7 protein-coding genes are annotated in these 13,337 nt (G+C 38.8%); all 7 read left to right on the forward strand.

Features of this window, described 5'->3' with window-relative positions:
* Nucleotides 1-8: 8 nt before the first annotated feature.
* The 7 genes from ACZZZK_RS17470 (at nt 9) to ACZZZK_RS17500 (ending at nt 13,334) form a co-directional block, all read left to right on the forward strand.
* Nucleotides 9-2,186 carry a hypothetical protein gene (locus ACZZZK_RS17470; protein ID WP_463485225.1) on the forward strand — a complete coding sequence of 726 codons (2,178 nt, stop codon included), beginning with the start codon at nt 9-11 and terminating at the stop codon, nt 2,184-2,186.
* Between the two features lie 369 nt (nt 2,187-2,555).
* Entirely contained in the window at nt 2,556-4,823 is a 2,268-nt protein-coding gene (locus tag ACZZZK_RS17475) for a GH92 family glycosyl hydrolase (protein WP_463485226.1), read from the forward strand.
* 57 nt (nt 4,824-4,880) lie between these two features.
* The gene (locus ACZZZK_RS17480) at nt 4,881-5,768 is read left to right on the forward strand and encodes an ROK family protein (RefSeq protein ID WP_463485227.1); all 888 of its coding nucleotides are present in this window, start codon (nt 4,881-4,883) and stop codon (nt 5,766-5,768) included.
* Nucleotides 5,769-6,553: 785 nt separating this feature from the next.
* Nucleotides 6,554-7,114: a discoidin domain-containing protein gene (locus tag ACZZZK_RS17485; protein WP_056848621.1), complete on the forward strand. Its 561-nt coding sequence runs from the start codon at nt 6,554-6,556 to the stop codon at nt 7,112-7,114.
* Between the two features lie 28 nt (nt 7,115-7,142).
* Entirely contained in the window at nt 7,143-10,346 is a 3,204-nt protein-coding gene (locus ACZZZK_RS17490) for a SusC/RagA family TonB-linked outer membrane protein (protein ID WP_463485228.1), read from the forward strand.
* 10 nt (nt 10,347-10,356) lie between these two features.
* The gene (locus ACZZZK_RS17495) at nt 10,357-12,189 is read left to right on the forward strand and encodes a RagB/SusD family nutrient uptake outer membrane protein (RefSeq protein ID WP_463485229.1); all 1,833 of its coding nucleotides are present in this window, start codon (nt 10,357-10,359) and stop codon (nt 12,187-12,189) included.
* A gap of 164 nt (nt 12,190-12,353) precedes the next feature.
* A complete protein-coding gene (locus tag ACZZZK_RS17500) occupies nt 12,354-13,334 on the forward strand; it encodes a basic secretory protein-like protein (RefSeq protein ID WP_463485230.1) in 981 nt (326 codons plus the stop codon).
* The last annotated feature ends 3 nt before the right edge of the window (nt 13,335-13,337 follow it).

The following is a 13,337-nucleotide window of genomic DNA, read 5'->3' on the forward strand; positions in this document are numbered from 1 at the left end:
ACATCGATATGAAAAACCTCAAGTTTTATGTGGCTCTTTCGGCATTGGCGACTGCTTTAACTTCGCAAGGCGATGTATTTGCCCAAATCAAATCGAAGCAGAAAACTTCATTTCAAGTTTCGGCACCATGGAGCCCGGATTACGATGTACGATCGGACATTGCAATGGTTTACGGCATTAACGATGATGGCGGGAAATTTGAAGAACGGGTGAAAGGCTATCGCGATAAAGGTTATGAAGTACAATTTATGACCGGTATTGCCTGGGGCCAGTACAAAGATTATTTCTTAGGCGAATGGGACGGAAAAAACCACTTGGATGAAGGCCAGATGATGCATAATGGCGAAACCATTTGGCATGGAAAAGATGTGCCCTATATCGTTCCTACAGCGAGTTTTCTAACTTATATGAAGAGCCATGTAAAGCGGGCCATTGATGCCGGTGTAACTGCGATTTATTTGGAAGAACCCGAGTTTTGGGCCCGTGCAGGTTATAGCCAAACCTTCAAAAATGAATGGCAAAAATACTACGGTTTCCCCTGGATGGCCCAGCATGAATCGCCTGAGGCCACTTACTTATCTTCCAAACTTAAATATCAACTCTATTTCAATGCATTAAAAGAAGTGTTTACCTATGTAAAAACCTATAGCGAAAGCAAAGGAAAAAGAGTAAAGTGTTTCGTGCCAACGCACTCGCTCATTAATTATTCCTCATGGCAAATTGTAAGTCCGGAAGCAAGTTTGGCTAATTTAGATGGAATGGATGGATACATTGCTCAGGTCTGGACAGGTACCTCTCGGGAGCCGATTTATTACGATGGATTGATGAAAGAACGGGTATTTGAAAATGCATTTTTGGAGTATGGTTCTATGGTTTCGATGACGGCACCAACTGGTAGGAAAATTTATTTTTTGACAGATCCGATTGAAGATAGAGCAAGATCGTGGGATGACTACAAAGTGAATTATGAGGCTACATTCACTGCTGAATTATTGTATCCAATGGTCGATAATTACGAAGTAATGCCATGGCCAAACCGCATTTATAGAGGTAAGTTTCCGGTGGAAGGAATGAAAGAGCGTCAGCCGATTTCCCCAGCCTACGCCACTCAAATGCAAATTATGGTCAACTCGTTAAACCAAATGCCACTTTCAAAAAATACGTTGAATGGGAGCCATGGTATTGGGGTTTTACTTTCCAACTCGATGATGTTTCAACGTTTTCCAACTCATCAGGGCTACGATGATCCCCAGTTGTCTAACTTTTATGGAATGGCCATTCCATTGCTTAAACAAGGCATTCCGGTAGAAACTGTTCATATTGAAAACCTCGCTAATAAAAATACTTTAAAAGATATTAAGGTCTTGATCATGAGTTACGCTAATATGAAACCGCTTTCTGCTGATTTCCACCAGGAGTTAAGCAAATGGGTAAAAGCGGGCGGCGTTTTGCTTTATTACGGTAGAGATAACGATCCATTCCAAAATGTGAAAGAATGGTGGAATAGCAATGGAAACACCTTCAAAGCCCCATCAGAGCATTTATTCGGCTTATTGGGTGTACCTTTAAGCGAAAGTGGCGGGATTTATGAAGTGGGTAAAGGCAAAGTTTACCTGGTACGCAAAGACCCAAAAGAGCTGATTATGAAAAAGAGCGGTGATGAGGAATTTATGGCTACAGTTAAAAGAGCTTATGAAGATGATGCGAAAGCAGGAAATTTGGTTTTAAAAAACAACTTTGTTTTAGAACGTGGACCATTTGTTATTGCCGCAGTATTGGATGAAAGTCAAAGCAAATTGCCAGTAACCTTAACGGGAACTTTTATCGATCTTTTCGATCCGACACTTCCTGTGTTGAATACAAAAGCCATTAAGCCCAATTCACAGGCTTATTTATTTGATGTAAATAAAGCAGAGAATAAAAGCAAACCTCAGGTTTTGGCTGCGGCGGCAAGGGTAACAGATGAGGTTTCGACAAAAAAATCTTATCAATTTTTAACTAAAAGCCCTTCAAAAACCAATAACATCATGCGCATTCTTTTGGCGAATAAACCAACAAAAGTTACGGCAAGCTCCAGCGGAAAAGAATTATCCCTTACCAAAAATGAGTGGGATGAAAAATCAAAAACACTGCTGTTGGGCTTTGCGAATTTCAGTGAAGGTGTACAGGTTAACATCAGCTGGTAAGCAGAATAAACATTTTAAATTGAGCTTTTAGCGATTGTGAAATCTCATTAGAAGGATTGATTTTTGAAGTGAGATCTCTCCTCAATCAATGAAAAATTGATTTCGTTCGAGATGACGATTATTGAGTGAAGATTTATTTATTCACGATGACAGTTTTTCCTTAGGTCGTCATTTCGAAATGAGCTTTTCGCGATTGAGAAATCTCATTAGAAGGATTGATTTTTTGAAGTGAGATCTCTCCTCAATCAATGAAAGTTGATTTCGTTCGAGATGACGAGAAAAGAGCGAAAATTAATTTCGTTCGAAATGACGATAGATAATTAAAGATTGATTTCGTACGAGGTAATTAGTAAAAACAAACACACACAAATGAAACTTAAATTTTTAACTACCATTTTAATTTGCCTTGCAGCCAAAGGGTTATTGGCACAGCAAAAAGATTTGGTTAATTATGTAAACACCCTGCAAGGAACCAATTCCAGGCACGAATTAACAAGAGGCAATACTTATCCAACCACGGCTTTGCCTTTCGGCATGCATACGTGGACGCCTCAAACCGGTAGAAATGGCGATGGATGGAAGTACCAGTATTTTAAAGATAAAATAAGGGGGTTTCAGCAAGCACACCAATGCAGTTCATGGAGTAGAGATTATGCGGTTTTTTCTTTGATGCCGATTATAGATGAGTTAGTTGTTGATGAAAATAAGCGTGAAACAAAATTTACTCATGCGGATGAAATTGCAAAGCCAAATTATTACAAAGTTACGTTTGAGAACAAAATCACAACTGAAATTTCACCGTCAGAACGTGGGGCACATTTACGTTTTACTTATCCAAAAGGCAAAAAAAGCTTTTTAATTCTTGATGGCTACACCAGGTTAAGCGGGGTTCAGATTTATCCGAAGGAAAACAAAATAACCGGTTATGTAAACAATGGCGAAGGCTTTAAAAAAGGCTGGAAAAGTTATTTCGTATTAAAATTTGATCAGCCGATAAAAGCGTATGGCACTTGGGAAAATAAAGGGAATACGGTTAAAGCAGATTCGACGTTTGCTGATGGATTAGGCAAAGGCGCCTATATAGAATTTAAAGCAGGCGCCAAGGTGCAGGTTAAAACGGCTTCGTCTTATATCAGCTTAGCGCAAGCAGAGTTAAACTTAAAAACCGAATTAGGTGGCGACAAAACTTTGGAGCAAACAAAGGCAAAAGGAGCTGCGGTGTGGAATAAATCGCTAGGGAAAATCGTTGTAGAAGGTGGAACGCAAGCCGATATGGAAACATTTTATTCGTGTTTTTTCCGTGCCAGCCTTTTCTCACGAAAATTTTACGAGATAGATGCAAGTGGCAAACCGCATTATTTTAGTCCTTACGATGGAACGGTACATGCAGGCTATATGTACACCGACACGGGTTTTTGGGATACCTTCAGGGCGCAGTTCCCGCTAAATACTTTACTTCATCCTGAAATGCATGGCCGATACATGCAGGCTATGATTGAAGCTCACGAACAATGTGGTTGGTTGCCCTCCTGGTCTTTTCCAAGTGAGGCTGGAAGTATGATCGGGAACCATGCCATTTCTTTATTTGCGGATGCATGGGCCAAAGGTTTACGCACTTTCGATCCGAAAAAAGCATTGGAAGCCTACCTGCACGAAGCTACCAATAAAGGGCCTTGGGGGCCGGCAAATGGCCGTGATGGTTGGCGTGACTACTATCAATTGGGTTATGTGCCTTATCCAAAATATCGCGAAGCAACTGCTAAAACATTAGAATATGCATACGATGATTATTGTGGATATGAACTGGCTAAAATGACGGGAAATAAGTTTTACATGGATATTTTTGAGCGCCAGATGTATAATTATAAAAACGTTTACGATCCTGCCACCCGGTTTATGAGAGGCAAAGATTCAAATGGAAACTGGGTACCAAATTTTGATCCTATTGAATGGGGTGGGCCTTTTACCGAAGGTAATGCCTGGCACTGGCAATGGTCGGTTTTTCAAGATACAAAAGGCCTGATCAACATGATGGGCGGAAATGAAAATTTTGTTGCTAAGTTAGATTCCGTATTTTCGCAGCCTAATGATGTAAAGGTGGGTACTTACGGCGGTATGATTCACGAAATGACAGAAATGGTAATGGCAAACATGGGCCAATATGCGCATGGCAACCAGCCCATTCAGCATATGGTATACCTGTATAATTATGCCAACCAGCCTTGGAAAGCACAGTTTCACGCCCGTGAGGTGATGAGCAAGCTTTACAATGCAACTGAAAATGGTTATCCGGGCGACGAAGATCAGGGACAGACCTCATCTTGGTATGTATTAAGTGCACTGGGTTTTTACAGTGTTACACCGGGAACAGGCGAATATGTTTTTGGCAGTCCGATGTTTAAGAAAACAACTATTAACCTGGAGAATGGCAAGCAATTTATTATTGAAGCGCCAGACAACAGCGCAAAAAATGTGTATATCAAATCGGCAACGTTAAATGGTAAAACATACACCCGAAATTTTATAACACACCAGGATTTAATTAATGGGGGTACATTAAAACTGGAAATGAGCAACAAGCCTGATTTAAATAGAGGTTTATTGAAGGCTGATAAGCCATTTTCGTTAACTAATTAGTTTATCGTTTTAGTAATAGCTAGAAATGATTATTTTTACAGAAATATAGAGAAAAGAATGGAAAAGCCTGTGGCATTAGGTGTCGATATTGGCGGTTCGCATATTACGGCCGCACTGATAGATTTAGAAACGAGAAGCTTAATTACGAATTCAATTAAACGTAGTGCTGTCAACTCACAAGAGGGTAAAGAAGTTATATTAAAGGCTTGGGTAGAAATTATTAATGATGCTTTTGAGGGTGTTGCAAAAGATTCAAGGTTTGTTGGAATTGCGATGCCAGGGCCGTTTGATTATGAGAATGGCATTTCACTTATAAAAGATCAGGATAAATTTAAGTCGCTTTATCAAATAAATGTGAAAGATGAATTAGCTGGCCGTCTTGATATCCCAAGTGACCATATTCATTTTATTAATGATGCTGCAGGCTTTTTGCAGGGCGAAGTATTTGCGGGAGCAGCCAAAGGTAACGCAAATGTTTTAGGCCTAACATTAGGTACTGGCTTAGGTTCATCCATTTGTATCAACCAGAAAGCAACCGATGCTGATTTATGGAACTCATCATTTTTAGATGGTATTGCAGAAGATTATCTGGCAACCCGTTGGTTTGTAAAAAGGTACAAACATTTGAGTGGAACTAATCTAGATGGCGTAAAGGAACTGGTAGAAGCAGTTAAGACTGATCATCTGGCTACTCAGGTTTTTATGGAGTTTGGTTATAATCTTGCACAATTCTTAATTCCAATTATCAATAAAAATAAAATTGATACGGTAATCGTTGGAGGAAATATTGCTCAGGCATTTAATGAATTTTCGCCAGAACTTATTGCAACTTTAAAAGGAAATGGTATTCATGCAGCAATCAAAATTTCAGAATTGAAAGAGCATGCAGCATTAATTGGCGCAGCAAGCTGTTGCGATGAAAAATTTAACTCTATTAGTTCTTAAACCTTGGAAGAACAAGTAAATAGTACAACTTCAGGAGGTTTTTTTAGGTAAAATCTGATTTAAAGCTTTATTTTTTCATTGTAACAAATTTTTGACTTTGCAAAAACTCTTAAAGTGCTTATTATTGGGTAATAAAACGTTTTAGCATTTTTCGATTTCTTAAATGTCCGCCAATGTGCGGGTTTTTTTTAGAGATTTATACTAAAACGTTTTAGCATGTTTTAGTATGTATTCTTTAACATGTATCCCTGTTCCAATAATAAGCTTAATATAATTTAACCAACAACCTAAGCCAACCAATATGAAAAAAACCAAACTCACACCATTTCCCTGATAAGGATGAACGATCGCAATTCTTTTTCCAGCAAGAAGGATTGTAGAGATGCATAACTAACATCTCGAATGATATGGCGATTAAATTACCTAAATCAGATTCTTATTAGAGAAGTTACCAAACGAACTACAGAAATTCAATAATTATCAAGACTCATTAATAGTAAAAGATTAGTGATGTTATGGTATATCTTAATCCTTAAAATAAGCTGCCTGACAAGTAGAGCCAAATGGATTTGACTAACAAGAAAAATCATCATCAAGGTACTTGATATTAGGGTAAGTAATTTTTGAGTGAATACTTTTTACGATGGAAATAGCAATAAAGCTAAAGAACCACGTAATGTATTCATGTGGACGAAGTTTGCGTGCTAAATTCTTAAAAATTCTGCAAAAGGTTTTATCTGCTGTATTCTCAAACGCAACCAACTAACAATTTTAATTTATTAATTATGATTTTTTTACAAAATGCCAAGAAAGCTTTCTGCCTTCTTGCAGTATTTACCCTGCTTCTTGGGTGTGGTAAGGAGGAATATCCTACCGTCGATCTTTTTACCTGGAAGGCCAAAGTAGATGTTACCGCAAAAGCAATACTATCGGTAAACATCGAAAATGGCGCCGGATCCTCAGGAGGCGAAGGATCTGCAAAAGTGATTGATAACGATTTCAATTCGAAATTTTTAATCAATCCCTACCAGACTAATTTCTACATGCAATTATCTTTTCCATCACCCCAACAAGTGGCTTCTTACACCTTAACATCGGGTGGTGATGCACCCGGCAGAGATCCGAAAGATTGGAAGTTTAGTGGATCTACAGATGGAACCACTTGGGTTGATTTAGACACCAGAACTGGCGAAACATTTTCTGGTCGTAATCTGACGAAAACTTACAGCTTTAAGAACAAAGTGCTTTACAACCATTATCGCATCAGCATTTCTGCTGTTGGGAGTGGTTCGCTTTTCCAGCTATCAGAATGGCGTTTAATTGAAGTACCTGAAGAACAACAATAACCTGAACAATTTATACTAACAAAAAATTATGATGAAAAAACTTACAAATTTAACGGAGGGTAAGCTCAGGTTTAAAAATTTTGCTTCCAAGGCTATTGCAGTTGCATTGGCTTTGAGCAGCGGTTTTTATGCTACAGCCAACGCATCTGCTATTAAAATAAATAGTTCGGTTTTGCTATCGCAGGCCAAAGCCGATATCGTGATCCGTGGTATTATTAAAGATGCTGCTGGTTTACCATTACCAGGTGCAGGAGTTAAAGTAAAGGGTGCATCTATTAGTGCTGCAGCCGATGTAAATGGTGCCTTTACGATAACAGTACCAGATCAAAATGCTGTACTTATTATTACTTATGTGGGTTACGATACCCAGGAAATTACAGTAGGAAGCCAGACAGTATTAGATATTCGCTTAAAAGAAACTACAGGAGCTGATTTGCAAGAGGTTGCAATTGTAGGTTTTGGTACGCAGAAAAAGGAAAGTTTAGTTGGTGCACAGTCTTCTGTTAAAGCTTCCGAATTAAGACAACCAGTTTCTAGTATGAGTCAATTATTGGCTGGTCGTATTCCGGGTGTGGTAAACGTATCAAGAAATGGTGAGCCTGGTGCTACCGGCTCAGATATTTTTATTCGTGGAGTATCCTCTTTAACCGCAAACGATAGAGGCCCGCTGGTAATTATTGATGGGGTTCCAAACCGTAACCTAAATGACATCAGTGTTTATGATGTAGAAAACTTCACTGTATTAAAAGATGCTGCTGCAACAGCCGTTTACGGTATTCGTGGTGCAAATGGGGTAATCTTGATCAATACCAAACAAGGTAAAATTGGCGCCCCTCGTATTAATGTGGAGTATTACGAAGGCATTAGCAGATTCACTAAAAAACCAGATTTGATTGATGGGGTAGATTATATGAATTTAGCCAACGAAGCCAAATATTCTGACTATTTAAGAGCTGGTGCTGCAGGTGCTTTTACGCCAGCGTACTCCATTGATGCCATCCAAAAAACGCAATCGGGCGCAGATCCAATTCTCTATCCAAATGTTGACTGGTTCGATGCCATTTACAGAGATTTTGGTAGAAACAGATCGGTTACCGCCAACTTATCTGGTGGTGTAAGTAATGCAAAATATTATGTTTCATTAGGTTATTATGGAGAAAATGGTTTATTTAAAACCGATGAAGCCGTAAATGATGCTGCTAAACAAAATTTTGAACGCTATAATGTAAGTGCTAACTTAAACTGGGATATTACCGGTACTACTAAGTTAGATCTAGGGATTAAAGGGATTTTGGCCCAAACCAGTTATCCAAGTAACTTGCTGGCACAAGATATTTTTAATCAGGCGTTTTTAATCAATCCAACTTCATTCCCGATACTATATCCAAACGGAAGTTTGCCAGGAATCAGTCCACAGGCCGATCAACGTAACCCTTATGGTGATGTAACCAGAAATGGATATAGAGTAGGATACAGTACTCAGCTTTATTCGAACATCCGTTTAACTCAGGATTTAAAAGAAATTACTCCGGGTTTATCAGCTACAACCATGTTCTCGTTTGATGTGAATACCAATAGTTCGGTGAACAGAACCAGAAGAGAAAGTTTGTATAGAATTAATCCTAACGATCCATATATCGTACCTGGAAATCCAGCTTCGGGCTACAAATATGGGTTGATCCTTCAAGGCCAGGAATTTTTAAATTATGGTATTGGTAATGGTGGAGATAAGAAAATATATGTGGAGGCTGCCATTAATTACAACCGTACTTTTGGTAAACATGCCGTAACGGGTTTATTGTTGTATAACCAAAATGATAATACTACGCCATTTGCAGGTAATTTAACGCTTTCGCTCCCATATCGTTTACAAGGTATTGCCAGTCGTGCTACTTATGCTTATGATGATAAGTATTTCTTTGAAGCAAACGTGGGTTACAACGGTTCTGAAAACTTTGCGCCAGATAAACGCTACGGATTTTTCCCCGCATTTGGTTTGGGATGGCTATTATCAAACGAGAAATTCTTTGAGCCATTAAAAGATGCAATCCAAATGGTTAAATTCCGCTATTCTGATGGTATTGTTGGTAGTGGAGGCAGTGGCGGAAACTATGTAATTGATGAAAGTCAACGTTTTTATTATTTAACCAAGGTAGGCAGTGCAAGCGGTTATACTTTCGGTCAAAATGGAGGCATTTCTCCGGGTGGTTTAGGTGTAACGGCTTACGGTGTAGATGTAACCTGGGCAGAAACACGTAAACAGGATTTAGGTTTCGAGTTAAAAACATTTAACAATAACCTATCGTTAATTGTCGATTTCTTTCAGGAGAGGAGAAAAAATCAATTCATTACCAGGGGAACAGTGCCAAATTACATTGGCCTGGCGAACACGCCAATTGGAAATCTCGGTGTGGTAGAAAATAAAGGTATCGATGGAACGATTCAATATGATGCACAGTTGGGGCAAGATTGGGGCTTAAATTTAAGAGCTAACGTTACTTTTAATAAAGATAAAGTAATTGAAAACGATCAGGCACCACAAGCTTACCCATGGATGGAACAACGTGGATTTAATGTGTTGGCAGCTACACGTGTAGGTTATATCGCCGAGAAATTGTTCGATAGTCAGGCAGAAATCAATGCAAGTCCAACGCAGTTTGGTACCCTAATGCCAGGTGATATAAAATATAAGGATTTAAATGGCGATGGTAAAATCGATTCATTTGATAGAACAATTATTGGTAGAGGAGACCTTCCAAGTACTACCTATGGTTTTGGTTTCTCGTTGACGTACAAAAACTTCGATTTCGGATTATTCTTCCAAGGTCAGGATAATGCCGATATTCTTTTAAACATTCCTTCATTCGCAAACTCTGGTGGTTTAGGCAATATGTTAGCGGTTGCAGCAGATCGTTGGACGCCAACCAACCCTCGTCAAGATGCTGTTTATCCTCGTTTATCGTACGGTGGAACAAATAGCAACAACTATCAGTCGAGTACTTGGTGGCTTCGCGATATCAGTTTCATTAGATTGAAAAACGCAGATTTCGGTTACACCCTAAAAGAAGGCATCAAAAAATTAGGTATCAAACGCCTAAGAATTTACGGCATGGGATACAATGTGTTTACCATCAGTAAATTTAAACTTTGGGATCCAGAGCTTAACACAAATAATGGTACCCGTTATCCACTAACGTCTAACTACTCTTTGGGTTTAACCGCTAATTTTTAATAATAACAGCATGAAAAAGATATTTATATATACAGTTGGAACTTTACTGATCATTGGTAATTACGGCTGTAAGAAATTTTTGAATCAAGTGCCTGATGATCGGTTGACATTCGAACAACAGTATCAACGAAAAAGCACTGTAGATCAGGCCTTAGCAAACGTTTATTCAACTTTACCTGATCAAAATCAAGATCGTTCACCAAGTGCATTGGGCAATAGTGGTCCTTGGACAGCCGCATCTGATGAAGCAGATTACACCTTGCCAAATTTCACCGAAAATGTTAATACCGGTGCATGGGATGCAACCAGTGGACAAGTGAATTATCATTGGCAAAACTATTACCGCGGTATTCAGGCGGCTAGTACATTTATGGCCAATGTTGCCAAATGTACCGATTGTAATATTGGCGGTATCGATTTGGTAACCCGTTATTTAAATGAAGCTAGAGCACTTAGAGCGATCTATTACTACCATTTAATCAGACAATACGGCCCTGTGGTTTTATTGGGTAATGAGCCAATTCAATCGGATGCACCGCTTGAGGCCATTAGTAAGCCGCGTAACTCGATGGATGAATGTGTAGATTATGTGGTAAGCGAGTTAACAGCTGCAGCTGCTGGTCTTCCAGCTACACCACAGGCAAATGAAGATTTTGGTCACATCACAGCATCAGTTGCCGATGCTTATAAAATCAAAACACTACTAACGGCTGCTCGTCCGTTATTTAATGGAAACGCAGATTACGCTGGTTTGAGAAATCAAGATGGAAAACAATTGATCAATCAAACATATAGTGTAGCCAAATGGACCAGATTGGCTACTGCTGCCAAAGCATTTTTAGATAACCCAAATTACTCTAGCTATGCACTTTATAATATTTCGATAACGCCATCTGGGTTACCAAACACAGCTTTCAATAGGGCTTTTATCGCTACAAGAGATGTGTTTTTAAATGGATGGAATTCAGAAATCATCTTTGGTAGAGGTGGTGATGTAACGCTTTACCAATATTCTTTGGCACCGAATCATAACGGTGCATCCGGAGGTGATAAAGGCGGCTCATTTTTATCTCCATCGCAACAACTGGTTGATGCATTTTTTACAGCAAATGGTTTACCGATAGAAAATGATCCAACCTATACTGCTAACGGATTTTCTAATTATCAGGCGCCTGATCCCAATGATCAAAATGCGACCAGGTCAATCAGCAATATGTTCGTAAATCGCGAGCCTCGTTTCTACTCGAGCATTACTTATAGTGGCCGTAAATGGATCAATCCTCAATCAAACATCATTACAGATTTTACCAATAGCGGTAATGCTGGTAAAGGTGCTATTGCGAATAATGACTATACAAAAACGGGTTACACATCAAGAAAGCATCTTACTGTTGCAGGATGGACAACTGGTAGACCGATTTTCACTGTGATCAGATTGGCAGAAATTTATCTGGATTATATTGAAGCCTTGCAAGAATCCAATCCATCTGATCCAGATATTCTGGTGTACCTAAACAGAATCCGTACAAGAGCGGGCATAGCCCCTTATGGAAGCGGCGCAGGAGCAATTACAGTTCCTGCAAATATGCGAGAAGCTATCCGCCGAGAAAGACGTGTTGAGTTAGCTTTTGAGTGGGATCGTTATTTCTATACCAGAGAATGGAAGATTGCAGAAACAACTGATACTCAAATTAGAGGCCTAAACATTTCGCAAAATGCACCAGGATTTTTTACTCCGGTGGTGGTTGAAAATAGGGTATTTCAAAAGAAACACTATCTGTGGCCAATACCAAATGGAGAAATTCAAAAAGTTCCTGTAATTGTTCAAAATACAGGTTGGTAAATAATTTACACCGGGTTTAGGCCCGGTGTTTTTTTATTTATGAACAATAATAATATAATATTAGTTCGATAACTTCATTCAACTTAAATTCTATTGATGTTTTAAATGCAAATCATCAATAAATGATACCTCGAATGGTGGTAGTTAAAATAAAAACAAAAATAATGATAAAAAGAATATTGCTTTTCGTTCTGATCTCCTGCTCCTTAGGTGCATTGGCTCAGAAAAAACGAGAATTTGCCATTACAATCACCGATCCTTCAAATTTATTAAGTACTGAAACGAAAAGCCATTTAACATTAGCTTTCAATATGCAATACCCTTATTTTGCATCAGCTGATGGTTACCGAACGAAACGTGATGTAGTGCTAGAAATCGCCAATGGCGAAACAGAAACGATTAAAGCGAAAGCAGGAGAGATTAAAGTAAACAGCGATTGGGTTAAGGGAAAATCTTTAAAAAAGATTAATAAGGAGTTGCAGGTAGCTCTAACCAGAAACTGGTCTTTTTACAGTACCAAAAAGAAGAAAGGTTATAAGCTTACGTTCATTAGCAAAGATCCAAATCTTGATCCAACGGTAAGACAAAATCTAATCGATACTTATTTTGAAATTTATCCAACCCTGGTTAAGACCTTCAATAATAAATCAACTAAAGACGTCCTTTTTGTGGTTGATACGGCTTATAAAGCGGTTGCAGAAGCCAGCGGTAATAGAATTTTGTTTAGCGCAGGGTATATGAAGGCACATCCGACTGATATTGATGTGGTTACACATGAAACGATGCATATTGTTCAGGGTTACGGCTATTCAGCTGGTCCGGTATGGTTAACAGAAGGAATTGCCGATTACGTTCGTTACAAATATGGCGTAGACAATGTGGGTTCAAAATGGAGTTTGCCTGCATTTAATGATAAACAGAGCTATACCAATAGCTACAGGATTACAGCCAGATTCTTCGCCTGGTTGGAACAAAATGTGAAACCGGGTTTAATTGCGGCATTGGATCAGCAGTTAAGAGCCCACCAATATACGGGAGAATCCTGGACAAACTTAACGGATAAAACTATTGATCAACTTTGGGAAGATTACAGTAAAAACCCGAATCAGGTGGAATTAAAATACAGCGACAAAAAATCAAATTAATCA

It is taken from the genome of Pedobacter sp. AC163, assembly GCF_979258665.1.